This is a genomic window from Streptomyces sp. LN549, from assembly GCF_043203805.1.
GTDB lineage: Bacteria > Actinomycetota > Actinomycetes > Streptomycetales > Streptomycetaceae > Streptomyces.
Genome location: NZ_JAZHRI010000002.1, coordinates 3,952,558 through 3,978,544, shown reverse-complemented (window position 1 = coordinate 3,978,544; position 25,987 = coordinate 3,952,558). Strand labels below are relative to the sequence as shown.

24 protein-coding genes and 1 pseudogene are annotated in these 25,987 nt (G+C 70.0%); 13 read left to right on the top strand and 12 right to left on the bottom strand.

Translation table 11 applies throughout. From position 1 onward, the window contains the following. Positions 1-113: 113 nt before the first annotated feature. The 3 genes from SH922_RS17900 to SH922_RS17890 are packed head-to-tail and all read left to right on the top strand — an operon-like array spanning position 114 to position 3,187. Positions 114-995: a helix-turn-helix domain-containing protein gene (locus SH922_RS17900; RefSeq protein WP_393058947.1), complete on the top strand. Its 882-nt coding sequence runs from the start codon at positions 114-116 to the stop codon at positions 993-995. A gap of 54 nt (positions 996-1,049) precedes the next feature. Next, positions 1,050-2,507, top strand: a complete 1,458-nt coding sequence (locus SH922_RS17895) for an aldehyde dehydrogenase family protein (RefSeq protein ID WP_393058946.1) — start codon at positions 1,050-1,052, stop codon at positions 2,505-2,507. A gap of 47 nt (positions 2,508-2,554) precedes the next feature. Further along, entirely contained in the window at positions 2,555-3,187 is a 633-nt protein-coding gene (locus tag SH922_RS17890; RefSeq protein WP_393058945.1) for a PadR family transcriptional regulator, read from the top strand. 90 nt (positions 3,188-3,277) lie between these two features. On the opposite strand, the gene SH922_RS17885 is transcribed toward SH922_RS17890, so the two are convergent. Further along, positions 3,278-4,702, bottom strand: a complete 1,425-nt coding sequence (locus SH922_RS17885; RefSeq protein ID WP_393058944.1) for a glutamate decarboxylase — start codon at positions 4,700-4,702, stop codon at positions 3,278-3,280. 115 nt (positions 4,703-4,817) lie between these two features. Next, positions 4,818-5,249, bottom strand: a pseudogene (locus SH922_RS17880) (ion channel protein); the annotation flags it as partial. Positions 5,250-5,486: 237 nt separating this feature from the next. On the opposite strand from SH922_RS17880, the gene SH922_RS17875 reads away from it, so the two are divergent. Continuing rightward, positions 5,487-6,245 carry a MerR family transcriptional regulator gene (locus tag SH922_RS17875; RefSeq protein ID WP_393058943.1) on the top strand — a complete coding sequence of 253 codons (759 nt, stop codon included), beginning with the start codon at positions 5,487-5,489 and terminating at the stop codon, positions 6,243-6,245. Between the two features lie 62 nt (positions 6,246-6,307). Here the strand turns inward: SH922_RS17875 and SH922_RS17870 are convergent, their stop codons facing one another. Beyond that, positions 6,308-6,673, bottom strand: a complete 366-nt coding sequence (locus SH922_RS17870) for a YbjQ family protein (protein WP_393058942.1) — start codon at positions 6,671-6,673, stop codon at positions 6,308-6,310. A gap of 147 nt (positions 6,674-6,820) precedes the next feature. Here SH922_RS17870 and SH922_RS17865 point away from each other — a divergent pair, with 147 nt between their 5' ends. Further along, positions 6,821-7,537, top strand: a complete 717-nt coding sequence (locus SH922_RS17865) for a DedA family protein (protein ID WP_393058941.1) — start codon at positions 6,821-6,823, stop codon at positions 7,535-7,537. A gap of 59 nt (positions 7,538-7,596) precedes the next feature. On the opposite strand, the gene SH922_RS17860 is transcribed toward SH922_RS17865, so the two are convergent. After that, the gene (locus SH922_RS17860) at positions 7,597-9,294 is read right to left on the bottom strand and encodes a threonine/serine exporter ThrE family protein (protein WP_393058940.1); all 1,698 of its coding nucleotides are present in this window, start codon (positions 9,292-9,294) and stop codon (positions 7,597-7,599) included. Between the two features lie 140 nt (positions 9,295-9,434). After that, positions 9,435-9,929 carry an inorganic diphosphatase gene (locus SH922_RS17855; RefSeq protein ID WP_123525235.1) on the bottom strand — a complete coding sequence of 165 codons (495 nt, stop codon included), beginning with the start codon at positions 9,927-9,929 and terminating at the stop codon, positions 9,435-9,437. A gap of 86 nt (positions 9,930-10,015) precedes the next feature. Here SH922_RS17855 and dacB point away from each other — a divergent pair, with 86 nt between their 5' ends. The 6 genes from dacB (at position 10,016) to folE (ending at position 17,640) form a co-directional block, all read left to right on the top strand. Next, positions 10,016-11,521, top strand: a complete 1,506-nt coding sequence (gene dacB, locus SH922_RS17850) for a D-alanyl-D-alanine carboxypeptidase/D-alanyl-D-alanine-endopeptidase (protein ID WP_393058939.1) — start codon at positions 10,016-10,018, stop codon at positions 11,519-11,521. Between the two features lie 49 nt (positions 11,522-11,570). Then, a complete protein-coding gene (locus tag SH922_RS17845) occupies positions 11,571-12,704 on the top strand; it encodes a zinc-dependent metalloprotease (protein ID WP_393058938.1) in 1,134 nt (377 codons plus the stop codon). 201 nt (positions 12,705-12,905) lie between these two features. Next, positions 12,906-13,988 carry a tRNA lysidine(34) synthetase TilS gene (tilS, locus tag SH922_RS17840; protein ID WP_393058937.1) on the top strand — a complete coding sequence of 361 codons (1,083 nt, stop codon included), beginning with the start codon at positions 12,906-12,908 and terminating at the stop codon, positions 13,986-13,988. Between the two features lie 99 nt (positions 13,989-14,087). Then, entirely contained in the window at positions 14,088-14,627 is a 540-nt protein-coding gene (hpt, locus tag SH922_RS17835) for a hypoxanthine phosphoribosyltransferase (RefSeq protein ID WP_350998112.1), read from the top strand. 195 nt (positions 14,628-14,822) lie between these two features. Then, on the top strand, positions 14,823-16,847 hold the full coding sequence (ftsH, locus tag SH922_RS17830) for an ATP-dependent zinc metalloprotease FtsH (protein WP_393058936.1): 2,025 nt from the start codon (positions 14,823-14,825) through the stop codon (positions 16,845-16,847). A gap of 187 nt (positions 16,848-17,034) precedes the next feature. Beyond that, positions 17,035-17,640 carry a GTP cyclohydrolase I FolE gene (folE, locus tag SH922_RS17825; RefSeq protein WP_393058935.1) on the top strand — a complete coding sequence of 202 codons (606 nt, stop codon included), beginning with the start codon at positions 17,035-17,037 and terminating at the stop codon, positions 17,638-17,640. A 31-nt stretch (positions 17,641-17,671) separates the two neighbouring features. Here folE and SH922_RS17820 read toward each other — a convergent pair whose 3' ends face one another. The 6 genes from SH922_RS17820 to SH922_RS17795 form a co-directional block, all read right to left on the bottom strand. Then, positions 17,672-18,154 (bottom strand): DUF3180 domain-containing protein, encoded by a 483-nt coding sequence (locus SH922_RS17820; protein WP_393058934.1) that lies wholly within the window; start codon positions 18,152-18,154, stop codon positions 17,672-17,674. Positions 18,155-18,212: 58 nt separating this feature from the next. After that, entirely contained in the window at positions 18,213-18,824 is a 612-nt protein-coding gene (gene folK, locus SH922_RS17815) for a 2-amino-4-hydroxy-6-hydroxymethyldihydropteridine diphosphokinase (protein ID WP_393058933.1), read from the bottom strand. After that, positions 18,821-19,180: a dihydroneopterin aldolase gene (gene folB / locus SH922_RS17810; protein ID WP_326736961.1), complete on the bottom strand. Its 360-nt coding sequence runs from the start codon at positions 19,178-19,180 to the stop codon at positions 18,821-18,823. Before folB ends, folK begins: the two co-directional genes overlap by 4 nt. A 234-nt stretch (positions 19,181-19,414) precedes the next feature. Then, complete coding sequence (locus tag SH922_RS17805) at positions 19,415-19,897, bottom strand: nuclear transport factor 2 family protein (RefSeq protein ID WP_393058932.1); 483 nt, start codon at positions 19,895-19,897, stop codon at positions 19,415-19,417. Further along, positions 19,894-20,691: a dihydropteroate synthase gene (folP, locus tag SH922_RS17800; RefSeq protein WP_393063603.1), complete on the bottom strand. Its 798-nt coding sequence runs from the start codon at positions 20,689-20,691 to the stop codon at positions 19,894-19,896. The genes SH922_RS17805 and folP overlap by 4 nt, the downstream gene beginning before the upstream one ends. Before the next feature lie 93 nt (positions 20,692-20,784). Then, positions 20,785-22,626, bottom strand: a complete 1,842-nt coding sequence (locus tag SH922_RS17795) for a phosphatidylglycerol lysyltransferase domain-containing protein (RefSeq protein WP_393058931.1) — start codon at positions 22,624-22,626, stop codon at positions 20,785-20,787. A 140-nt stretch (positions 22,627-22,766) separates the two neighbouring features. Between SH922_RS17795 and SH922_RS17790 the strand changes: the two genes are divergently transcribed. Continuing rightward, the gene (locus SH922_RS17790) at positions 22,767-23,888 is read left to right on the top strand and encodes an alpha/beta hydrolase (RefSeq protein ID WP_393058930.1); all 1,122 of its coding nucleotides are present in this window, start codon (positions 22,767-22,769) and stop codon (positions 23,886-23,888) included. 68 nt (positions 23,889-23,956) lie between these two features. On the opposite strand, the gene SH922_RS17785 is transcribed toward SH922_RS17790, so the two are convergent. Beyond that, positions 23,957-25,144 (bottom strand): betaine/proline/choline family ABC transporter ATP-binding protein, encoded by a 1,188-nt coding sequence (locus tag SH922_RS17785; protein ID WP_393058929.1) that lies wholly within the window; start codon positions 25,142-25,144, stop codon positions 23,957-23,959. A gap of 129 nt (positions 25,145-25,273) precedes the next feature. Between SH922_RS17785 and SH922_RS17780 the strand changes: the two genes are divergently transcribed. Continuing rightward, entirely contained in the window at positions 25,274-25,987 is a 714-nt protein-coding gene (locus SH922_RS17780; RefSeq protein WP_393058928.1) for an ABC transporter permease, read from the top strand.

Here is a 25,987-nt window from a genome sequence, read left to right as displayed (position 1 = left end):
CGAGACCTCGGGGAAGTCTTCCCATTTCCGTAATCGAATGTGTACGGGCTGAAGCATTTTGATGGCAGAATCCGGCTCTTGGGGTTCGGGGGGACCCCGATGCCCAGGAAGCGATGGGGAGGGTTGGACCGGTGGCGGCAGGCGAGTCGAGTGGATCCGTGGTGCGGCGCATCCTGCTGGGTTCTCAGCTCAGGCGACTGAGGGACTCGCGGGGCATCACCCGTGAGGCGGCCGGCTACTCCATCCGGGCTTCCGAATCGAAGATCAGCCGCATGGAGTTGGGACGGGTGAGCTTCAAGGCCAGGGACGTCGAGGACCTGCTCACGCTGTACGGAGTCACGGACGAGGCGGAGCGCGACTCCCTGCTCGGACTGGCCCGTGAGGCCAACGTGGCAGGCTGGTGGCACAGTTACGGGGACGTGCTGCCCGGCTGGTTCCAGACGTACATCGGTCTGGAGGGTGCGGCCTCGCTCATCCGGATCTACGAAGTCCAGTTCGTGCACGGTCTGTTGCAGACCGAGGACTATGCGCACGCGGTCGTCTCGCGGGGCATGCGCGGCGCCCCTGCCGCCGAGATCGACCGCCGGGTCGCGCTGCGCCTGGCCAGGCAGAAGGCCCTCGTCTCCGAACGGGCCCCCCGTTTCCACGCCGTACTGGACGAGGCGGCACTGCGCCGCCCCTACGGCGGGCGGGAAGTGATGCGCACCCAATTGCGGCATCTGATCGAAATGTCGGAGCAGCCGAATATCACCCTCCAGGTGATGCCGTTCAGTTTCGGCGGGCACGCGGGCGAGAGTGGCTCCTTTACGATGCTGCGGTTCCCGGAATCCGATCTGTCGGACATTGTCTATTTGGAGCAGCTGACAAGTGCGCTCTATCTGGACAAGGCCGAAGAAGTCGCCCAGTACGAAAAGGCGATGGTCCGGCTTCACGCAGACAGCCCGGGGCCGGAGGAGAGCCGGGACCTGCTCCGGGGACTTCTCCAACTCTCCTGACATTTCAGTACGATGACGTACCGACAGGAGTCTGCACCTGCAGTAAGGGATCGCATGTCCTTCTTCCACGAGCTGGCCGCCCAGTACATCGACGGTGAATGGCGCACCGGCACCGGTTCGTGGGACATCATCGATTTCAATCCCTACAACGGGGAAAAGCTCGCCGCCGTCACCATCGCCACCGTGGATGAGGTCGACCTCGCCTACCGCGCCGCCGAGCGCGCCCAGCGGGACTGGGCCGACGTGAGTCCGTACGAGCGCCGGGACGTTCTGCAGCGGGCCGTGCGGATCACCGAGGAACTGGCCGACGACATCGTCGAGGCGGTCATCGACGAACTGGGCGGCACCCGGGCGAAGGCGCTGTACGAGCTCGGCGCCGCCCAGGACTTCCTGCGTGAGGCGGCCCACCAGGCACTTCACCCCGAGGGCCGGATCCTGCCCTCGCCGGTGGACGGCAAGGAGAACCGCCTCTACCGGCTGCCGGTCGGCGTCATCGGCGTCATCAGCCCCTTCAACTTCCCCTTCCTGGTGACGATGAAGTCGGTCGCGCCGGCCCTGGCGCTCGGCAACGCGGTCGTCATCAAGCCCAACCAGAACGCGCCGGTCACCGGCGGCGGGCTGATCGCCCGGATCTTCGAGAGGGCCGGGCTGCCGGCCGGGCTGCTCAACGTCGTCGTCACCGACATAGCCGAGATAGGCGACGCGTTCATCGAGCACCCCGTCCCCAAGGTGATCTCCTTCGCGGGGTCGGACCGGGTGGGCCGCCATGTCGCCGCGACAGCCGGCGCGCTCTTCAAGCGCACCATTCTCGAACTCAGCGGCAACAGCGCCCTGGTGGTGCTCGACGACGCGGACATCGACTACGCCGTCGACTCCGCCGTCTTCAGCCGCTTCGTCTATCAGGGCCAGGTGTGCATGGCCGCCAACCGGATCCTGGTGGACCGGGCCGTCGCCCCCGAGTTCACCGAGAAGTTCGTCGCCCGGGTGGCCGCGCTCCGGGCCGGTGACCCACGCGACCCGGAGACGCAGATCGGCCCGGTCATCGACACCTTCCATGCCGACGCGCTGACCGCCCTGGTCGACCAGGCGCTCGCGGAGGGAGCCACGGCGCTGGTCCGGGGCCGCACTCGTGGCAACCTCGTCGAGCCCACCGTGCTCACCGGGCTCCCGGACGGCTCTCCGCTGCTCTCCCAGGAGATCTTCGGCCCGGTGGCGCTGCTGATGGAGTTCGACGGCGAGGAGGAGGCCGTACGGATCGCCGACGACAGCCCCTACGGGCTCAGCGGCGCCGTGCACACCGCCGACGCCGAACGCGGGGTGCGCTTCGCCCAGCGGATCGACAGCGGCATGTTCCACGTCAACGACGCCACCGTCCAGGACGATCCGCTCGTCGCCTTCGGCGGCGAGAAGAAGTCCGGGACCGGCCGGCTGAACGGCGAGGCGACCGTGGAGGCGTTCACCACCCAGAAGTGGATATCGATCCAGCACGGCCGGAGCCTTTTCCCGCTCTGACCGGCACACCACTACTCTCGTCAAAGTTGAGTAGAGAGGTGGGTGGGATGTCCGCGATCCGGTTGTTGGTCCTCTGTGCCGTGCGGCAGCACGGCCGGGCGCACGGCTATCAGATCCGCAACGACCTGGAGTACTGGGGCGCGCACGAGTGGTCCCACGCCAAGCCCGGATCGATCTACCACGCACTGAAGCAGATGGCGAAGCAGGGCGTCCTGCTCGCCCACGAGGTCGCCCCGAGCACGGTGGGCGGTCCGCCGCGCACCGAGTACGAGATCACCGAGCAGGGCGACGAGGAGTACTTCGCGCTGCTGCGCGCGGCGCTGACCTCGTACGACCAGAAGCTGGACGTGCTGTCGGCCGGCCTGGGCGGGATCGTGGACCTGGAGCGGGCCGAGGCGGTGGCCCTGCTCAAGGAGCGGGTGGCCGGTCTCACCCGGTGGCGGAGCTCCGTCACCGAGTACTACACGCCGGAGGCGGGACCGCAGTCGATCGGTCACATCGGCGAGATCATGAACATGTGGGTGCACTCCGCGGACGCGGGTGCGGAGTGGACCCTGGGGCTGATCGAGCGCATCGAGGGCGGGGCGTACACCTTCGCGGGCGAGGGCGACCCGTTCGTCGGCGTGCTGGCCGAGGGCGAGAAGAACCCGTACGCGACCGGCTCCGCCGACGACCGCTGACCGCTCTTCCCAGGGTCTTTCGCCTGGATCAGGCCGGATCAGGGTGCGGTGCCGGACCCCGCGAACCCAGCATGATCCGGACGAGAGGCCCTAGTGATGGAACGAGGTCGCCGGGCCGTGCTCGGCGCTCAACGGGTGGTCCTGGCTGCGCAGCTCCGGCAGCAGCAGCCGCAGGTCCTCCAGCAGCAGTTCCGCCAGGTCCGACGAGAAGCCGTTGCGGCACACGATCCGGAGCACGGAGAGGTCCTCCCGGTTGGCCGGGAAGGTGTACGCGGGCACGAGCCAGCCGTGTTCGCGCAGCCGGCGGGACACGTCGAACACGTCGTACGACGTCACCTCCGGCTTGGTGGTCAGCGCGAAGACGGGCAGTTCGTCGCCCCGGGTGAGCAGGCGGAAGTCGCCCAGTTCCTCGATCTTCTTCGCCAGTCCCGTCGCCACGTCCCGCGACGCCTGCTGCACGGCCCGGTAGCCCTCCCGGCCCAGCCGCAGGAAGGTGTAGTACTGCGCCACGACCTGGGCGCCCGGCCGGGAGAAGTTCAGCGCGAAGGTCGGCATGTCGCCGCCCAGGTAGTTCACCCGGAAGACGAGTTCCTCGGGCAGCTCGGCGGGCGAGCGCCACAGCGCCCAGCCGACGCCCGGGTAGACCAGGCCGTACTTGTGCCCGGAGGTGTTGATCGAGGAGACCCGGGGGAGACGGAAGTCCCACACCAGGTCCTCGTCCAGGAACGGCGCCACCATCGCACCCGATGCCCCGTCGACGTGGACGGGGATGTCGAGGCCGGTGCGCTCCTGCAGGGCGTCGAGGGCCGCGCAGAGCTCGGCGATGGGTTCGTAGCTGCCGTCGAAGGTGGAGCCGAGGATGCCGACGACACCGATGGTGTTCTCGTCGCAGAGGTCGGCGGCGGCCTGCGGGTCGAGATGGAAGCGGTCGCCGTCCATCGGGACGAGGCGCGGCTCGACCTCCCAGAAGGTGCAGAACTTGTCCCAGCAGACCTGCACGTTGACGCCCATGACGAGGTTGGGCCGGGCGGTCGCCGGATAGCGGTCGGCGTTCTTGGCCGCCCAGCGGCGCTTGAACGCCATGGCGGCCAGCATGCAGGCCTCGCTGGACCCGGTCGTCGAACAGCCGACGGCCGTGGCGGGGTCGGGGGCGTTCCAGAGGTCGGCGAGCATCGCCACGCAGCGCCGTTCCAGCTCGGCGGTGCGCGGGTACTCGTCCTTGTCGATCATGTTCTTGTCGCGGCACTCGCTCATCAGCACACCGGCCTGGGGTTCCATCCAGGTGGTGACGAAGGTGGCGAGGTTGAGCCGCGAATTGCCGTCGAGCATCAGCTCGTCATGGACGAGACCGTAGGCGGTGGCGGGCGGCAGCGGTCCGTCCGGCAGCTTGTGCCGGGGCGGTGCGGACTCCATCCCGGCGGTCGGATCGGCCTCACCGAAGAACGGGTTGAGCGCGAGCCGGCGCCGTTCGTCGGACGGTTCGGTGCTGTGTGCGGAGCCCTTGTGAAGCGGCATCGCAGACCTGCCCTTCTCGGTTCTCGGTGGCGCGAGGCCGGACGAACAAGACCATACGGACATGGGGGGTGTTCGGCGCGTCGGGCGGGCGGCTCCGGTCTCGACCGCGCGGGTTTCACCGCAGCGGCGTGCCGTCCGCGTGCAGCTGCGTCTGCGGCCGTCCGGTCACCAGGAGCCAGGCCGGCAGCGTGGCGACGCACAGCAGGGGGAGCAGGTTCATGTCGGCGGCCAGTACGGCCGCGGTGAACAGGCTCAGCCAGCCCTGCCGGGTGATGGCGAGCAGGATGCCGAGCACCCCGCACGTCACCGCGGGGGCCACCGGCACGCCGTCGACCAGGGCGTGGGCGCACAGGCCGAGTGCGACGCCGGGGAACACCGCGGGGAAGATCCGGCCGCCCCGGAAGCCGCAGGTCGCCGCGATCACCAGGGCGACGGTCTTCACCACCGCCATGCCCCCGAATTCGCCCGCCGACCAGCCGTCCGGATCGGCGGCGAGCACCTTGACCTCGGCCAGCCCCTTGAACAGGGTGAGGTGCCCGCCCAGCGCTCTGCCGGGGCACTCGGCGCGAACCGGCGGCCCGCCCAGCAGGCGGCGCACGGGGGCCGGTCGGCGGAGGCGGGGGAACCGGCAGCGGATTCGGTGGCCATCGGCTCACCATGGCGACGCAAAAGGCGTATAACCCCTCAAATGGGTCAGCATCTGCCGTACTTCGGACTTGCACCTCACGTCACGTCAGGGCCGAGGCTCGGACACGTACCCACCACACGGAAGGAGCGGGAGGCCATGGAGCACTCCGTGGGACAGGTGGCCGGATACGCCGGAGTCACGGTGCGCACCCTGCACCACTACGACGGCATCGGACTGCTCTCGCCCAGCGGGCGCAGTCACGCGGGTCACCGGCGGTACAACGACGCCGATCTCGACCGGCTGCAGCAGATCCTGTTCTACCGGGAGCTCGGCTTCCCGCTCGACGAGATCGCGGCACTGCTCGACGACCCGGACGCGGACCCGCAGGAGCACCTGCGCCGACAGCACGCGCTGCTGTCGCACCGGATCGCCGAACTGCAGCGGATGGCCACAGCCGTCGAGACAGCCATGGAGGCACGGAAGATGGGCATCAACCTCACGCCCGAGGAGAAGTTCGAGGTCTTCGGGGACAAGGACCCGGAGAGTCACGCGGAGGAGGCCGAGCGCCGCTGGGGCGGCAGCGACACGTACGCCGAGTCGCAGCGCCGGGCCGCCCGCTACACCAAGGAGGACTGGCAGCGGATGAAGGCCGAGGTCGCCTCCTGGGGTGAGCGCTATAACGCGCTCATGGAGGCCGGTGAGCCGGCCACCGGTGAGCGGGCGATGGACCTCGCCGAGGAGCACCGGCTCCACATCACGACCTGGTTCTACGACTGCACGCCGCAGATCCACCGGGGGCTCGGCGAGATGTACGTCGCCGATCCGCAGTTCAAGGCGTTCTACGAGTCGATGCGGCCGGGACTGGCCGAGCACCTGCGCGACGCGATCGAAGCCAACGCGCAGCGCCTGGAGTAGGCGCACGGGACGGTCGGGGGCAGGGGCGGGGCGGTCGGGGGACGCCCCGCCCCGTGACCGCTTCAGGCGCGGGTGATCACCGCGGCGGTTCCGTACGCACAGACCTCAGTGCCCACGTCGGCCGCCTCGGAGACGTCGAACCGCATCATCAGCACCGCGTTGGCGCCGCGCGCCTTCGCTTGCTCGACCAGCCGTTCCATGGCCTGGTTGCGGGTCTCGACGAGCGTCTTGGTCAGTCCTTTCAGCTCGCCGCCGATCATGGACTTCAGACCGGCGCCGATCTGGCTGCCGAGATGGCGGGAGCGCACGGTCAGGCCGAACACCTCGCCGATGACCTGGGTCACCTGATAGCCGGGTACGTCATTGGTGGTGACGACCAGCACATCGGACTGTGCCGTCTGACCGCCGCCGTAATCGTCAATGCCCATGGGTGGCACCTCCTGGGGACGAGTTTTGCCCTGGTTCATCCCGTGTGCATCTCCACGGGGGCCAGTGGAACCCGGAGGCGCTCATAGGCGTTGATAGCTTTGGGCGGCCACGCAGCCGCCATCGACCACATCCTGGAGTCCGGACCCTTGAATACGCTTGCGCTCGGACCCAGCTGGCTGGACCCGGACCATCTCATCGGGCAGTTCGGGCTGATCGGTGTGCTGGTCATCGTCTTCGCCGAGTCCGGGCTGCTGATCGGGTTCTTCCTGCCCGGCGACTCGCTCCTGTTCACCACGGGTCTGCTGGTGACGACGGACAAGCTGGACACGCCGCTGTGGCTGGTCTGTGTCCTGGTCGCCCTGGCGGCGATCATCGGCGACCAGGTGGGCTATCTCTTCGGGCGCAAGGTCGGCCCCTCGCTCTTCAACCGGCCGGACTCCCGTCTCTTCAAGCAGGAGAACGTCGAGAAGGCCCACGAGTTCTTCGAGAAGTACGGGCCGAAGTCGCTGATCCTGGCCCGCTTCGTGCCCATCGTGCGGACCTTCACGCCGATCATCGCCGGTGTCAGCCGGATGAACTACCGCTCGTTCATCACGTTCAACATCATCGGCGGAGTCCTCTGGGGCGTCGGGGTGACGCTCCTCGGTGCGGGGCTCGGCCAGATCGAGTTCGTGCACAAGAACATCGAGGCGATGCTGGTCCTGATCGTGCTGATCTCGGTCGTGCCGATCGGCATCGAGTTCCTGCGCGCCCGCAGCAAGGCGAAGAAGGAAGCGGTGGCGGGCGAGGGCGAGGACCAGGGCCCGGCCACCGGTGGCAGCTCGGTCGCGAGCCGCCGCGGCGGCCGCCACGCCAAGCGCTGAGGCCGGTCCCGGTCAGCGGGCACGGAAGCCCGTGACGCCTTCCGCTGCCGGCCCTTGCGTCAGAAGCCGCGCGTCCGCTTGGCCGCGCGGCGGTTCGCTCCGCCGACCGCCCCCGGCACCCGCATGAACAGCCGGGAGATCTCGCTTCCCAGGTTCACCCCGATCGCGATGGCCAGCGCCGTCGCCACCGCGGTCGACAGCGAGGCGAGCCCCCGGTCCAGCTCGTTCTGCGCGACGCCCAGCAGACCGAAGTACGTGGCGGAGCCGGGCAGCAGCGGGCCGATCGCAGCCGTGATGAACGGCAGCGACGAGGTGTAGCGGTAGCGCGAGAACAACTGCCCGAACAACCCGACGAGACCGGCCGCGGCGGCGGTGGCCGCCACCGCGGAGAGGCCGCCCGTCCGCGCCATCGCCCCGTAGATGACCCAGGCCACGCCCCCGTTGAGGGTCACCGCCAGCACCGTGGCCCGCTCCTGCTGGAGCAGGATCGCGAAGGCGAGGGTCAGCACCATCGACGCCAGGATCTGCACCACCGGCCGGTCATGGGTGATGAACCGCGCCTCCGGGTCGAGCTCGGCACCCAGCTGAAGCCCCCCGTAGAGAGCCAGCAGCACCCCGGCGACGATGGCGATGAAGAAGTACATGACCTCCAGCAGCCGCGCCGATGCGGTGATGTAGTAGCCGGTCAGGCCGTCCTGCACGCCCGCGACCAGCGCCCGTCCCGGCAGCAGCGCGAACAGGCCACCCGTGATCACCGCCGACGGCCGTACGTCAGACCAGTGGGTGAGGGTCAGTGCCACACCCATCGCGGCGGGTGGCATCGCCGCCACGACGAACTGGTAGAACTCCGGCAGCCCCCTTCCGGCACACAGCCAGGCCAGCCGGTCACCGAGCATCGCGCCGAGCGCGGCGATCAGGAACACCACGGGCCCGCCACCGACCAGCACCGATGCCGCGCCCGCCAGCCCGCCGGCCGCCAGCGTGAGCACCCAGCCGGGGTAGGGATGCCGGTTCCGGCGGATCTCGGCCAGGCGCCGGTAGGCCTCCTCCAGTGAGATCTCGCCCTCTTCGGTGGTGATGTCGTCGATGAGCCGGAAGACCGCGGCCAGCCGGGTGTAGTCGGTGCCGCGGCGCCGTACGGTACGGCTCGCCGTCACCGGGTCCTCGACCAACGACGGCTGGTGCGAGATCGACAGCAGCGTGAAGGTGACCGTCGGTTCGCAGCGGTCGAGACCGTAGCTGCGGGTCACCGCGAACATCGCCGCCTCGACGTCCTCGGCCCCCTCGCCGCCTGCGAGCAGCAGCTCCCCGATACGCAGGGTCAGGTCGAGTACGCGTGGCACCGCGGGGCCCGCGTCGTCATGCCGCTGGACGGGCTCCGGGGCCGGGCGGTCGGCGACCGGCATCCGCAGCATCGTGCGCATCCGGTCCTGCCAAGGGGCCTCCTTGGTCAGCCGGATCATCGGGATGCCGTGGGCGGGCGTGAAGGCGGGCGGGGAGTTCCGGGCGTCGTAGGTGCGCGGCGGGGCGAAGGCGGAGCCGATCGTGTCCGAGCCGGAAGCGGAACCCGTTCCCGAGCCGGACGCCGGACCTTGTGGCTCGGGTGTCAGACCGGACGGCAGGGAGAACTCCGACGTCGGATGGTCGTCGTCCGACGGCGGGGCGGACCTCCCGACCCCGGCGGGCTGGGAGAAGGCGCTGCGCGCCTCGTCGGACTGGGGCTTCTGGTCATCGGGACCGCCCGGTTCCGCCACCACTCGACCTCGCTCCTCATCGGCTGCGCGTCCTCGGCTGCGCTCCTGCCCAGTATGGCCACGCCCATGGGCGGGCATGCGAACGGGCGGCACACCCGTGAAGGTGTACCGCCCGGCAGCTGCTCAGAACCGCAAGCGGAACGTCAGTGCGCGCCGCCCTGCGCTTCAAGGCGCTTGTACGAGTTCTCGATCTCGGCCTCGGCCTCGACGCGGCCGACCCAGTCGGCGCCCTCGACGGACTTGCCGGGCTCCAGGTCCTTGTAGACCTCGAAGAAGTGCTGGATCTCCAGGCGGTCGAACTCCGACACGTGGTGGATGTCGCGCAGGTGCTCCACCCGGGGGTCGGAGGCCGGCACGCACAGCAGCTTGTCGTCGCCGCCGGCCTCGTCCGTCATCCGGAACATGCCGATCGCGCGGCACTTGATGAGGCAGCCGGGGAACGTCGGCTCCTCCAGGATGACCAGCGCGTCCAGCGGGTCGCCGTCCTCGCCGAGGGTGTTCTCGACGAAACCGTAGTCCGCCGGGTAGCTGGTCGAGGTGAAGAGTCGACGGTCCAGGCGGATCCGACCGGTCTCGTGGTCCACCTCGTACTTGTTCCGCGAACCCTTCGGGATCTCGATAACGACGTCGAACTCCACGGGTGGCTCCTCCATGATCAACACATACGACTGATGGTTAAGTGTCCCCCACGGAGATGTGTGCTCGCGAAAGGGGCTGTTCAACGGTGGCCGAGCCGGTGAAAAGACCGTCGATCAACCCGTTCTCTCGCGTTGACAGGACGACCCTCACGGACCGCCTGGGCATGCGCAACGGACTGAGCAACCGGCAGTTCACGGCCGTTTCCGCCGTCCTGGGCCTGGCGCTCGCAGCCGGCGCCGTCCTTGCCGCCGGTCCCTGGGACTCGGGTCAGCGTAAGGCCGAGCATGACTGGGCGGCCTCCCAGGACCGCACAGGTGGCGTACATCACGAGCCCGACGCACCCTCCGGACCGGCCCCGGCGCCCAGCGCCCCGGCCGTACTCGCGGCGCTGGGCACCGCTGCCGACGACTCCGCGCCGAACGCCGCGGTTGCCCCGGACGGAGCAGCGGACGGACTGCGTGCCGTGCTGGGCCCGCTGCTGAAGGACCCCGCGCTCGGCACCCGGCGCAGCGCCGTCGTCATCGACACCGCCACCGGCAAGCGGCTGTACGGGCTGGGAGCCGACGCTCCCATGACGCCCGCGTCCACCGTCAAGATCGCCACCACGGTCGCGGCCCTGACCGCACTCGGCCCGGCCCACCGCATCCCCACGACCGTCCGGGCCTCCGCCGACCTGCGCACCGTGACGCTGGTCGGCGGCGGCGACCCCACCCTCGACCGGGCGGCCCTGCGCGCCCTGGCCGCCGACACGGCCCGCGCCCTCAAGGACGGCGGGGTCCGCTCGGTGCGGCTGCGGTACGACACCTCCGGCTACTCGGGGCCCGCACTCCACCCGATCGGCCCCAACGAGAACATCGCTCCCGTGAGCGCCCTGATGGTCGACGAGGGACGGCTCGACGACACCTCCAGCGGACCCGCGCCACGCAGCGGTGACCCGGCCCGGGACGCCGCGGACGCCTTCGCTGAACTGCTGGACGAGGCCGGGATCACCACCGCCGACAGCCCGGCCCCGGGCCGGGCGGCTGCCAAGTCCCGGCCCGTGGCCACGCACCTCTCCGCCCCGCTGTCCGCTCTCGTCGAGCGGGCGCTGACCAACAGCGACAACGACATCGCCGAGGCACTCGCCCGGCAGACCGCGCTCGCCACGGGCGAACCGGCCGACTTCAAGGGCGGCCGACGGGCCGTCACCGCGCAGCTGAGGAAGCTGGGGCTGCCGCTGAAGGGTGTGGTCGTCGCCGACGGCAGCGGGCTCAACCGCAAGGACAAGGCCACCGCCGCCCTGCTCGCCGGACTCCTCGCCCGCGCGGCCGACCGGGACCACCCGGAGCTGCGGCCCGTTCTCACCGGACTTCCGGTGGCCGGCTTCAGCGGCACGCTCAGCGGCCGATACACCACGAAGTCAGGTGGCACCGGGCTGATCCGCGCCAAGACGGGCACCCTCACGGGCGTCAACAGCCTCTCCGGCACGGTCGTCGATCCACACGGCCGGCTGCTCGCGTTCGCCTTCCTCGCGTCGGGCACCACCGCCCCGTCCGAGGCGCAGTCGGCCCTCGACGCGCTGGCGACCGCCCTGGCCGCCGGCAGGCGATGAGAGGCTCAACACCCCACCGCATCAGGGGCCGAGCACGTACGGTTGGCGCATGACGAGCATCGGTGGTGCCGGGATGGTCGACTGGAATCTCGCGGTCGCGACAGCGACCCGGCTTGTACGGCCGGGTCCCGAGATCAGCCGCGAGGAGGCCCGCGAGGTCGTCGCGGAGCTGCGCAGGCATGCCAAGGCGGCGGAGGAGCACGTCCGTTCCTTCACCCGGATGATCCCGGAAGGGACCGAGCCGGAGGACACCCCGGTCCTGGTCGTCGACCGGGCGGGCTGGATCAAGGCGAACGTCGCGGGCTTCCGGGAACTGCTCCGCCCCCTTCTGGAGAAGATGGAGGAGCGGCGCGGCGGTGGCACGGGCGGCGCCGTGATCGGCGCGGTCGGCTCCAAGGTGACCGGTGTGGAGGTGGGGATGCTGCTGTCGTTCCTGGCCTCCCGGGTCCTCGGACAGTACGAGACGTTCGCCCCCGCCACCCGCGAGCTCCCGGCCTCGGCCGACGGCGGCGGCAGGCTCCTGCTGGTCGCCCCGAACATCGTCCACGTCGAGCGGGAGCTGGAGGTCGACCCGCACGACTTCCGCCTCTGGGTCGCCCTCCACGAGGAGACGCACCGCACGCAGTTCACCGCGGTGCCCTGGCTCCGCGACCATCTGCAGGGTGAGATCCAGTCATTTCTCGACGAGACCGACGTCGACCCGATGACGGTGCTCGAACGGCTCCGCGAGGCCGCCCAGTCGCTCGCCGGTGGACGGCCCGAGGGCGAGGAGGGCGAGGACGGCGGACGCAGCCTCGTCGAAATCGTCCAGACGCCGGCCCAGCGGGAGATCCTCGGTCGGCTCACCGCGGTGATGTCACTGCTGGAAGGGCACGCCGACTACGTGATGGACGGCGTCGGCCCCGAGGTGGTGTCCTCCGTCGGCGAGATCCGGGAGAAGTTCCAGCAGCGCAGGGCGCGCGGCGCGAGCCGTCTCGACCTGGCGCTGCGCAAGCTCCTGGGGCTCGACGCCAAGCTGCGCCAGTACCGGGACGGCGAGCGGTTCGTGCGCGCCGTGGTCGACGAGGTCGGCATGGACGGCTTCAACCGGGTCTGGACCTCGCCCAACACCCTCCCGACCAAGGCCGAGATCGCCAAACCGGAGGACTGGATCGCGCGGGTGCACCGTAAGGCAGAGTCATGATCACGGCCCGCGCTCAGGGCGGGGACCCGAGAGTAACGCGCCGGTAATCACCCATCCGAGGGACCGTAGGGGCATGGGAAGGCGTGCAATGCTCGATGAACGGCTTTGCTCTGTCACCATCGACGCACTCTGAGTGATGGCACTTTTCTCCGTCCCGGCACTCGGAGGCACCTCTCCAGAACTTCACGAAGGGCACCGGACATGGGTCCCCATCCTGCGGTCGCGGCGATACGCCTGGCGGTCCGCCGCGTACTCCACGACGTACTCACCGAATTCGCCGATCAGACCGAACGCACCGGGCACGCCCCGCACCCCGAGCTCGCCGAAGCCGGGCCGGGCAGGCGGCGCCCCGCACTTCCCGAACGCACCGATACCCCCCTGGTACTGGTCGCATGTTCCGGCGGCGCCGATTCCATGGCGCTCGCCTCCGCCCTCGCCTTCGAGGCCCGTAAGCTCGCCGTCCGGGCCGGCGGCATCACCGTCGACCACGGCCTCCAGAGCGGCTCCGACACCCGCGCCACCGAGGTCGTCGGCCGCCTCACCGCCATGGACCTCGACCCGGTCGAGGCCGTCGCGGTGCGCGTCGGCCACGACGGCGGGCCCGAGGCCGCCGCCCGCGACGCCCGCTACGCGGCCCTGGACGCCGCCGCCGAACGGCACGGCGCCGCTGCCGTCCTCCTCGGCCACACCCGCGACGACCAGGCGGAGACGGTGCTGCTGGGCCTCGCCCGCGGCTCCGGCATCCGCTCCCTCTCCGGTATGGCCGCCGCGTCCGGACCGGCCGGCCGCTACCGCCGCCCCTTCCTCCAGCTCGACCGGCAGACCGCCCGCACGGCCTGTCTGGCCCAGTCCCTGCCCGTCTGGGACGACCCGCACAACATCGACCCCGCCTACACCCGCTCCCGGCTGCGCCACGAGGGCCTGCCCGCCCTGGAGAAGGCGCTGGGCAAAGGAGTCGTCGAGGCGCTGGCCCGTACGGCGCAGCTCTCCCGCGACGACGCAGACGCCCTGGACACCTGGGCCGCCGAGGCCGGACGTGACGTTCGCGACGACGCGGGCCGGCTGGAGTGCGCCAAGCTGCACGCGCTGCCGTCCGCCGTCCGCCGCCGTGTCCTGCGCCGGGCGGCCATAGAGGCGGGCTCCCCGGCCGGTTCCCTCTTCGCCCGGCACATCGAGGAAGTCGACCGTCTCATCACCGGCTGGCGCGGCCAGCAGGCCATCAACCTCCCCGGCCGCGTCGAAGCCCTGCGCCAGGGTGGCAGACTGGTGATTCGGCAGAGCTGACGCACAAGCGGCTGACATGCAGGCGAGCGGCCGCGCAGGCCCGGGACACCATCCCGGACCCGGCAGGCAAAGAAAGAGACGCGGGTGAACGAGAAGGACATGGGCACCGACCTTCAGTCGGTGCTCCTCACCAAGGAAGAGATCGACGCGAAGCTCGTCGAACTGGCCGCGAAGGTCGACGCGGAGTACGCGGGCAAGGACCTGCTCCTCGTCGGAGTCCTCAAGGGCGCGGTGATGGTCATGGCGGACCTGGCGCGCGCGCTGTCCACCCCCGTCACCATGGACTGGATGGCCGTCTCGTCGTACGGCGCGGGCACCCAGTCCTCCGGTGTGGTCCGGATCCTCAAGGACCTGGACACCGACATCAAGGGCAAGCACGTCCTGATCGTCGAGGACATCATCGACTCGGGCCTGACCCTGTCCTGGCTGATGTCGAACCTGGGTTCGCGCGAGCCCGCGTCGCTGGAGATCTGTACCCTGCTGCGCAAGCCGGACGCGGCGAAGGTCGCGCTCGACTGCAAGTGGGTCGGCTTCGACATCCCCAACGAGTTCGTCGTCGGCTACGGGCTGGACTACGCGGAGAAGTACCGCAACCTCCCCTTCGTCGGCACCCTCGCCCCGCACGTCTACGGAGGCTGACCGCGGCGCGGCGCAACCCGCGCCGGCTCCGGGAACCCTCACCGTTCTCCCGCCGTTGAGCCTTCGAAGGCGGGTTTGACAGACGTCCTCGGCGGTCGTCGGTGACAATGCTGGGGTACCGTCCGAAGAACACTCTTAACTCACAGCAGCATTTACCTACGGGCAGGAGGGACGGGGCGACTTCGCTCCGTATGGATGGACGTGAAGCGATACTTCCGTGGGCCGGTCATGTGGATCGTGCTGGCCGTCCTCGCCGTGGTCGTGTTGATGCAGGTCGTCGGCTCGGGTGGCGGCTACAAGACGGTGGACACCGGCAAGGTGATCCAGGCGATCAGTAAGAACCAGGTGGATGAGGCCAAGCTCACCACCGGTGACGATCACATCATCAAGATCGAGCTGAAGGACGGCCAGAAACTCTCCGGCGAGTCCGGCAGCAAGTTCCAGGCGAGCTACATCGGCGACCAGGGCGTCCAGCTCGCCGACACGCTGCAGAAGAAGTTCGAGAGCGGTGACATCGACAAGGGTTACACCGTCTCGCCGTCGAAGCAGTCCCCGTTCGTCTCGATCCTCTTCTCGCTGCTGCCGTTCGTCCTCATCGTGGTCGTCTTCCTGTTTCTGATGAACCAGATGCAGGGTGGCGGCTCCAAGGTCATGCAGTTCGGCAAGTCCAAGGCCAAGCTGATCACCAAGGACACCCCGAAGACGACGTTCGCCGATGTGGCGGGGTCCGACGAGGCGGTCGAGGAGCTCCACGAGATCAAGGAGTTCCTCCAGGAGCCGGCGAAGTTCCAGGCCGTCGGCGCCAAGATCCCCAAGGGTGTCCTGCTGTACGGGCCTCCCGGTACGGGCAAGACCCTGCTCGCACGCGCCGTCGCGGGCGAGGCGGGCGTCCCGTTCTACTCGATCTCCGGTTCCGACTTCGTCGAGATGTTCGTCGGTGTCGGTGCCTCCCGTGTCCGTGACCTCTTCGAGCAGGCCAAGGCGAACGCCCCGGCGATCGTCTTCGTCGACGAGATCGACGCGGTCGGCCGGCACCGAGGTGCCGGTATGGGTGGCGGTCACGACGAGCGCGAGCAGACGCTGAACCAGCTGCTCGTGGAGATGGACGGCTTCGACGTGAAGGGTGGCGTCATCCTGATCGCCGCCACGAACCGTCCGGACATCCTCGACCCGGCGCTGCTGCGCCCGGGCCGTTTCGACCGGCAGATCGCGGTCGACCGCCCGGACATGCTGGGCCGTCTGGAGATCCTCAAGGTCCACCAGAAGGGCAAGCCGGTCGCGCCGGACGTCGATCTCGGCGCCGTCGCCCGTCGTACGCCCGGCTTCACCGGTGCCGACCTGTCGAACGTGCTGAACGAGGCGGCGCTCCTGACGGCGCGCGGCAATCTGAAGCTGATCGACAACAACATGCTCGACGAGGCCATCGACCGCGTCGTGGCGGGTCCGCAGAAGCGGACCCGGATCATGTCCGAGAAGGAGAAGAAGATCACCGCGTACCACGAGGGCGGACACGCCCTGGTCGCGGCGGCCTCACCTCAGTCGGACCCGGTCCACAAGATCACGATCCTCTCCCGCGGCCGCGCCCTCGGTTACACGATGGTGCTCCCGGAGGAGGACAAGTACTCCACGACGCGCAACGAGATGCTCGACCAGCTGGCTTACATGCTGGGCGGGCGCGCGGCCGAGGAGCTGGTCTTCCACGACCCGACGACCGGCGCTGCGAACGACATCGAGAAGGCCACGGCAACGGCCCGCGCGATGGTCACGCAGTACGGCATGACGGAGCGGCTCGGCGCGATCAAGTTCGGTGGCGACAACACCGAACCCTTCGTGGGCCGCGAGATGGGCCACCAGCGCGACTACTCGGAAGAGGTTGCCGCGCTGGTCGACGAAGAGGTCAAGAAGCTCATCGAGACCGCGCACAACGACGCGTGGGAGATCCTCGTCGAGAACCGCGACGTTCTGGACGCCCTGGTTCTCCAGCTCCTTGAGAAGGAGACCCTCGGCAAGGCGGAGATCGCCGAGATCTTCGCTCCGATCGTCAAGCGCCCGGCACGTCCGGCGTGGACCGGCTCCGCCCGGCGCACGCCGTCCACCCGGCCGCCGGTGCTCTCCCCGAAGGAGCTCGCCCTCACCAACGGCGCCACCACGGCGAACGGCTCGGTCACGGACACGGTTCCGGTGACCGAGGCGATCCCCGAGGAGCGCCCCGAGAGCTAGACGCCGACTCCGGTGTGGCCCCTGTCACGGGGGCTTCACCGGGCCCGGAATGGATGCCGCGCCCCCCAGGTTTTAGCCTGTGGGGGCGCGGCTTTTCCCTTGGGCCCTGTCCGGCCCTGATCCGCCGGACAGGCCCCACACCTGCGTGGATGTCCACGCAGTGACAGCTCAGAGGAACGAGGCACAGATGACCGACCCGGTGACGCTGGACGGCGAGGGTTTGATCGGCGAGTTCGACGAGAAGCGGGCCGAGGCGGCCGTACGCGAGCTGCTCATCGCCGTCGGGGAGGACCCGGACCGGGAGGGGCTGCGGGAGACGCCGGGGCGGGTGGCACGGGCGTACAAGGAGATATTCGCGGGCCTGTACCAGGAGCCCGAGGACGTCCTGACGACCACGTTCGACCTGGGTCACGACGAGATGGTGCTGGTCAAGGACATCGAAGTGTTCAGTACCTGTGAACACCACCTGGTGCCGTTCCGCGGAGTGGCGCACGTCGGGTACATCCCGGCGACCAGCGGCAAGATCACCGGCCTGTCGAAGCTGGCCCGTCTGGTCGACGTCTACGCCCGCCGGCCGCAGGTCCAGGAACGGCTCACCACGCAGATCGCCGAGTCCCTGATGCAGATTCTGGAGCCGCGCGGCGTCATCGTCGTCGTCGAGTGCGAGCACATGTGCATGTCGATGCGCGGGATCCGCAAGCCCGGGGCGAAGACGCTGACCTCGGCGGTTCGCGGACAGCTCCGCGACCCCGCGACGCGCGCCGAGGCCATGAGCCTGATCATCGCGCGCTGACACACCTGCCCGTACGGGGGAGGGCGGTGTCCTACGCCGCAGCCGCGTTCTTGTTGTCGTCCTCGTCGTCCGGGAGCTTGCAGACGCGCTCCAGGAACAGGGCCGCCGCGATCACCGCGATGCCGGCCAGGACCGCGAAGCCCGCGTAGATGGCCTGATCGCGGCGGGCAGGCATGTCGAGGGAGCCGAGCAGGAAGACGCCCGTGCCGCCGTACATCCCGGAGACCAGGGCGGCGACGAGGGCGCTGGCCTGGCCGAAGACCACGGCCCGGGCCGCCATCAGGGGCTCGACGCCCTTCGCTCCCGGCCGGCGCTCGCGCTGGGCGCGCAGCCGGGAACGGAGGGAGAGCGCCGTCGCCAGCAGGACCACGGCGATCACCGCGAGCACGATGGGCGCGGCCAGCGGCACGCTGGGCAGGGTGCCGAGGGAGTCCCAGAGGCGGGCGCCGCCCCAGGACAGCACCCCGGCGGCGGCGAAGAGGCCGGCCAGTACTCCGAGCCTTAGTTGCTTCACCGGATGAGCCGCCCTTCGCCGCCTGTGGATGTCCTGCTGTCTCCCTGGAGCCTAACGACTACTCGGGCAGCCGGAGTTCCAGGTCGGCGCGGGGCAGTACGCCGTCGCGCCCGACACCGGCCAGCAGATCGGCGACCGGGCCGGCGCCGGGCAGCTGGGCCTCGGGATCCACGTCGTGCCACGGAGCGAGGACGAAGGCGCGCTCACGGGCCCGGGGGTGGGGGAGGGTGAGCTCCGGGTCGTCGGAGACGACGTCCGCGTACGCGACGATGTCCACGTCGATGGTGCGCGGCCCCCAGCGCTCCTCACGGACCCGGTCGAAGGCCTCTTCGATGGCCTGGCCGCGCTCCAGGAGGGAGGACGGGGGGAGCGTCGTCTTCACGACGACGACCGCGTTGAAGTACGAGGGCTGGGAACCGGGGTCGACGCCCCACGGCTCCGTCTCGTACACCGGGGAGACCGCCTTGACCCGAAGGCCCGGGGTGTCCTCCAGGGCGTCGATGGCGCCCTGGAGGGTCTCCAGGCGGTTGCCCAGGTTGGAGCCCAGGGAGATCACGGCGCGTTTGGGGTTGGAGAGGGTGATGTCCGCGGCGTCCACCTGCTCGACCACGGAGGCGGGAACCGGCTGTACGGTCGGGTCGCTCTGCCCCTCGGTAGAAAATGCAGTCATGCTCGGCTCCGGGTGATGGTGACGGTGACGTCGTCGAAGGGGACGGTGATGGGCGCATCCGGCTTGTGGACCACGACCTCCACCTCCTCGACGCCTTCGTGCTTGAGGCACTGCTGGGCGATGCGCTCCGCGAGCGTCTCGATCAGATCGACCGGTTCGCCCTGGACCACTGCGACGACCTCTTCGGCGACCACGCCGTAGTGCACGGTCTTGGTGAGGTCGTCCGCGGCTGCCGCGGGGCGGGTGTCGAGGCCGAGCACCAGGTCAACGATGAACGTCTGTCCCTCTTCCCGTTCCCGGGGAAAGACGCCATGGTGCCCACGGGCCTTGAGGCCGCGCAGCGCGACACGATCCACGCGAATCACTCCTGATGTTGTTGTCGAAGGGGCGCGGGGCCACGTGCGGGCGGCTGCGTACCCTTTTCCGAATCTACCTGCGAGCGCCGACAGTCCTCCCTCGCGGGGGCTATGGACACGGCGGCACGGGACTGGTAGCCGCTGATACCCCGATGTCCGCCGTTCCAACCCCGCCCGGGCGGGGTTGCGTGCCTCTGTCGGCCTCGTACCCGCTCAGGACGGCCTCGTACCCGCTCAGGACGGGGAGTCCTCGTCCTCTTCCTCGTCGGTTTCGGCCAGGACGGGCGAGCCGTGATGGGACCAGAGCTTCCAGCCCTCCGGAGTGCGGCGGAACACATTGGTCGCGACGACCAGTTGGCCGACGAGCGGCCCCAGGGAGCTGCCCTCCTCGGCGGGACCGCCGCTGAGGATGTTCTCGGTGCAGGTCACCAGCGCGGTGTCGCCCGTCATGGAGACCCCGACATCCGTCAGGAAGAACTGGATGTACTCGGTGTTCGCCATGATCAGGGCGTAACTGCGCAGGACCTCGCCGCGTCCGGTGAGCACCGGCCAGCCGGGGTGGACGCAGGAGACGGTGAGGTCCTCACCGGGCAGCCAGAGCCCGGTCAGCTCGTCCAGGTCGCCGCGCTCCAGGGCCTCGTAGAAGGCGGTGTTGGCCCGCTCGACCGCCTCGATGTCGTCGGCGGCGGAGGCCTGCTCGTCCTGCGGCTCGTTCACTCGGCTCCCTCGACCGCACGGGCGACCCGGACGGCGTCGGCGGTGGCCCGTACCTCGTGGACCCGGACGGCCCAGGCACCGGCCCGGGCGGAGAGCGCGGAGACCGCGGCGGTGGCCGCGTCGCGCTCGCGGGCGGGGGGCGGGGCGGCGCCCTCACGGGCCAGTACGTGCCCCAGGAACCGCTTACGGGAGGCGGCGACCAGCAACGGGCGGCCGAGGCCGTGCAGCGCGTCCAGCCGGGCGATGAGCGAGAGGTCGTGGGCGGCGTCCTTGGCGAAGCCGAGGCCCGGGTCGATCACGACCCGTTCGGGGGAGACGCCCCCGGCGACCACGGCGTCCATCCGGATCCGCAGCTCCTCGACGACCTCGGCGACGACGTCCCCGTACACCGCCCTGCTGTTCATGGACTCGCTGAAGCCACGCCAGTGCATGACGACGAACGGCACGGCGGCGGCAGCGACGACCGGGACCATGTCCGGGTCGGCGAGTCCGCCGCTCACGTCGTTGACCAGGACCGCTCCCGCGGCGACGGCCTGCTCGGCGACCCGGGCCCGCATGGTGTCCACGGAGACCGTGACCCCTTCCGAGGCCAGGCCGCGGACCACCGGGACCACGCGCCTCAGTTCCTCGGACTCGTCCACCCGGCTCGCGCCGGGACGGGTGGACTCACCACCGACGTCGACCAGGTCGGCACCCTCGCCGACCAGGTCGAGGCCGTGCTTCACGGCCGCCGTGGTGTCGAACCAGCGACCCCCGTCGGAGAAGGAGTCGGGGGTCACGTTGACGACACCCATGACCGCGCAGCGGTCCCACTCCGGCAGGCCCTGCACCGTGCCTCGTCCATGCAACGTACTCATACGACCAGCCTAGGCCCGTGCGGAGCGAGGTCACACCGGGTGGACGCCCTGCTCTGCGTTGTGGGCCAGGACATGCGCACAGGGGCGCCGCCCGCCCGCGGGCAGCCGGCGGGCCAGGGGGCGGGGGAGCGCGAAGTTCACGAAGCCTTCGGCCTGCATGGCGGCGAGGGAGATCCGGGGCAGGTCGCGGGCGGTCCGGTAGACCACGAACCGGGGCTCCCAGCGGGGCCGGAACTTGGCGTTGAACTTGTACAGGGACTCGATCTGGAACCAGCGCGACAGGAAGACCAGCAGCCCCCGCCAGACCCGCAGCACCGGTCCGGCCCCCAGCTTCTCGCCGCGGGCCAGGGCGGAACGGAACATCGCGAAGTTCAGCGAGACGCGTGTGATGCCGAGCCGGGGCGCGGCCTGCAGGGAGGCGACGATCAGCAGCTCGTTCATCCCCGGGTCCGCGGCGCGGTCGCGGCGCATCAGGTCCAGGGACATCCCGTCGGTGCCCCACGGGACGAAGTGGAGCACGGCCTTCAGATCGCCGTACGGGGAGTCCGCGTCCCGCTCCTCGGCCTTGTGGGCGGTGGCGACGAAGCAGTCCTGGTCGGCGCCGTCGCCGATCCTGCCGAGCGCCATGGAGAAGCCGCGCTCGTTGTCCGTGCCGCGCCAGTCGGCGGCGGCCCGCCGGACGCGGGCCAGTTCGACCTCGCCGATGTCGGCCACGCGCCGGACCCGCGTCTCGTACCCGCCGCGCTCAATGCGTTTCACCATCTGGCGCACGTTGCGCATCGCGCGTCCGGCGAGCGAGAAATCCGCGACATCCACCACCGCCTCGTCGCCGAGTTCCAGGGCGTCGAGTCCGGTCTCGCGGGTCCAGACCTCGCCGCCGATCTCGCTGCAGCCCATCACGGCGGGGGTCCAGGAGTGCGCCCTGGCCTCGTCCATGAAGCGTTCGATGGCACCGGGCCAGGCCTCGACGTCGCCGATCGGGTCGCCGCTGGCCAGCATCACCCCGGACACCACGCGGTAGCAGACGGCGGCCTTGCCGCTGGGGGAGAAGACCACCGCCTTGTCGCGCCGGAGCGCGAAGTGGCCCAGCGAGTCGCGGCCGCCGTGCCGCTCCAGCAGGGCGCGCAGCCGGGCTTCGTCGTCCTCGGTGAGCCGGGCGGCCGGGTGCTCGGGCCGGAACGCGAGGTAGATCGTGGTGACGGCGGTCAGCAGTCCGAGCGCGCCCAGTGAGTAGCCCACGGTCCAGGAGGTGTCGCCGGCGTAGTCGACCGGGCCCTCGAAGCCGAACAGCCCGTACAGCACGTGCTGGAGCCTGTCGGCGATGCTGGGGTTCCCGACCAGCCGGCTCGGGTGGACGCTGACGATGACCAGGCCGAGGCCGAGCGAACCCGCGCCGAGCAGGACGAAGTTGGCCAGTGCCCTCCAACGGCTGCGCGGGTCGGGGAGCGCGGCGAATTCACTCCGGTGGCGTACCAGCAGACCGCACAGCGCCAGGGAGACGACGGCGCCCAGGACCGAGTGCCGGTAGACGAACTGGGCCGCCGCACCGGCGGGGAGCAGCACGACGGCGGCCCGCCAGGCCCGTCGCTTGTGCCGCTTCAGGCCGTGGGCCAGGAGCAGCAGCAGGACGCCGGCGCTCAGCGAGAGCGCGGCGGCGAAGGGGCCGAGGGCTCCGGGGAGCACCTCGGCGAGGGTGTGCATCCGGCTGTGCCGGAAGCGCGGGAAGACCCCCGCGGCGACGTCGATCAGGCCGACGGCTGCGCAGGCGGTGCCGACGAGTGCCGGCACGGTCTCGGGTCGCGGTCCGTGTGCGAACTTGCGTACGCCGTTCGGAACCAATCCCGATTTATCCCCATCTAGCGTGACAGACATCGCTTCCCGTGGTTCCGCGAGAGATTCTTGGAGTCCGTCGGCCGGAGCCCTGCGGACGATGTGCGACCTCTAGGACGAGGCTTCCGGGCTGCGGGTTCACCCGTGACCCGGAAATTTCCTGACAAGAAAGTTCAACCGCCATGGGCCTTACCGGTAACGCAGTTCTGATCCTGGCGATCGTGCTTGCCGTCGCGCTGTTCGCCGTCACGATCTGGTTCTGGCCGAGGCTCGCACGGCGCAGCGTCTCCGCGGTGTTCGGCAGGGTGGGGCTGCTGCTGGCCACCCAGGTGGCGGTCTTCGTCTCCGTCGGCCTGATGGCCAACAACTCGTTCCTCTTCTACGGCTCCTGGGCCGACCTGTTCGGCCAGAAGCAGGAGCTGGGCGTGGTGACCGACCATGCCCAGGGGACCCTGGCGGAGAAGAACATCGTCCGGGTGGGGACGCAGCGGCCCGACGTGCCGGGAGGCTCGCGGCCCGCCTCGGCCGGCCGGATCGACAAGGTCGTGATCGCGGGGCGGCACTCGGGGATAGAGACCTCGGCGTACGTGTACCTGCCGCCGGAGTACTTCCAGGAGGCGTACGCCCGGCGGAAGTTCCCCGCGGTCGTGGTGCTCACCGGATACCCGGGCACCTCGGAGAACCTCATCAAGGGGCTCGCCTATCCCAAGACCTCACTCGAACGGGTGCGGGCGGGCCGCTCGCAGCCGATGATCCTGGTGATGCTGCGACCGACCCTGGCGCCGCCGCGGGACACCGAGTGCGTGGACATAAAGGGCGGTCCGAAGACCGAGACGTTCTTCGCGGACGACCTGCCGCCCGCGATCTCGGCCGGCTACCGGGTCGGGCGGCATGCCCGCAACTGGGGCATCATCGGCAACTCGACCGGTGGCTACTGCGCCCTGAAGATCGGTCTGCACCATCCTGCGCGCTTCACGGCGAGCGCGGGACTCTCCGCGTACTACAAGGCGGCCGAGGACCCGACGACCGGTGACCTCTTCCACGGTGACCAGGGGGCGCGCGAGCGTGCCGACCTGCTGTGGTCCCTGGACAACCGGCCGCAGCCCGACTCGTCCTTCCTCGTGACGACGTCCCGCAGGGGCGAGTCGAACTACGCCGACACACGGAAGTTCCTGGCCAAGGTGAAGCGGCCCGCCCAGGTCTCGTCGATCGTGCTCGACAGCGGCGGGCACAACTTCAACACCTGGCGCCGGGAGATCCCCGCGACCCTGGACTGGATGAGCAGCCGGCTCAGCGAGAACTGACCCGGGCCGCGCGGCGGATGCAGCCGGCCTGCCGGAACCGGCCGGGCCCCGCCGCGGACCCGGCCGGATCAGCCCGCCGCGGTCTTCGTGACGCCCGCCACGCTCTCCACGGCCACCTCGGCGCGCGGTACGGCCCGGTCGTCCGCGTTGATCGAACGACGCAGCGCCTCGTGGAGACGGGCCGGGGTGAGCACCCCCAGGAAGCGGCCCTCGCTCTTCTCGTCGATGACCGCGATCCAGCCCGCGTCGTGCTGGAGCATGGTGGCGAACGCCTGCTTGAGCGGTGCGCCGACGGGCAGCCAGGCCTCCATCCGCCGGGCGTGCTCGCGGACCGTGCCCTCGGCGCCGGCGAGCGCGTCACCGGCCGGGATCCAGCCGTGCAGCCGGCCGCCGCCGTCCAGCACCACGGCCCACCGTGCCCCGTCCGCGCGCAGCCGCTCGGTCGCCTCGGCCAGCGGGTCGTCGAGGTGGACGACCGGCGGCCGGTCGAGGTCGCTCTCCTCGACGGGGGTGACCGAGAGCCGCTTGAGCCCGCGGTCGGCGCCCACGAAGTCGGCGACGTAGTCGGTGGCGGGGGCGCCGAGCACGGTGGCCGGTGAGTCGAACTGCTCGATCGAGCCCTGTCCGTAGACGGCGATACGGTCGCCGAGCCTGACGGCCTCCTCGATGTCGTGGGTGACGAACAGCACGGTCTTGCGGACCTGGGCCTGAAGCCGCAGGAATTCGTTCTGCAGCCGTTCCCTGACCACCGGGTCGACCGCGCCGAAAGGCTCGTCCATCAGCAGAACCGGCGGGTCCGCCGCCAATGCCCTGGCCACACCCACGCGTTGGCGCTGACCGCCGGACAGCTGTTCCGGATAGCGGTCGCCATAAACGGAGGGGTCGAGTCCGACCAGGTCGAGGAGTTCCGCGGCGCGGGCGCGGCCCTTTCCGCGTTTCCAGCCGAGGAGGTGGGGGACGGTCGCGGTGTTCTCCAGCACCGTCCGATGCGGAAACAGGCCGACCTGCTGGATCACATAGCCGATGCGGCGCCGCAGTTGTACGGGGTCGATGGCGGATATGTCGTCCCCGTCGAGGAATATCCGGCCCTCGGTCGGTTCGATCAGCCGGTTCACCATCTTCATGGTGGTCGTCTTGCCGCAGCCCGACGGTCCGACCAGCGTGACGAGTTCACCTTCGGCGACCTCGAAGGAAAGGTCGTCGACGGCGGTGGTGCCGTCCGCATACCGCTTGGTGACGTGCTCGAAACGGATCATGGTTCCCCATTGTGGCGCGTGTTCTGTGAAGGACGTGTTGCTGGAATACAACGGCCTCGGCGATTGTCAGTGGTCGAGGATAGGCTCGCCGGACATCAGTACGAGAGGCGATCGGGAGGTGGGGGACGGATGGCCGGACAGAACTGCCTGGTGACGAACGACTGGATCTGCGGGGAGTATCTCCGTTCCCGCAGTCAGGAGTTGACCGACGCGACGATTCAGCACATCTGGATCACCGCGGTCTCGGTGGCGATCGGGGTCGCCGTGGCGTTTCCGCTGGCGCTGCTCGCCCGCCGCGGCCGGCGCTTCGCCGGACCGGTTCTCGGGCTGACGACGGTGCTCTACACGGTGCCGTCGCTGGCGATGTTCTCCCTTCTGCTGCCCCTGTTCGGGCTCTCCGCGGCGCTCGTCGTCACCGGGCTCGTGCTGTATTCGCTGACCATTCTCGTGCGGAACATCCTGGCGGGCCTGGAGGCGGTTCCGCAGGAGGCGAAGGAAGCCGCCCGGGGCATGGGCTACGGCCCGGTGCGGCTGCTGTGGGAGGTCGAACTCCCCCTCGCGATGCCCGCGTTGATGGCCGGTATACGGATCGCCACGGTGTCCACGATCGCGCTGACCACGGTCGGATCGATCGTCGGCCGCGGCGGCCTGGGCAATCTCATCGAGGACGCCCTGCCGAGCTTCTTCAAGGCCCAGGTGCTGGCCGCCTCGGTGCTCTGCGTACTGCTCGCGGTGGTCGCGGATCTGCTGCTGCTCGGTGTGCAGCGGCTGCTGACCCCGTGGACCCGAATACCGGCCACCCGCGATGTCGTGAGCGCGGCCGTCCCGGCGAAGGCGGTCTGA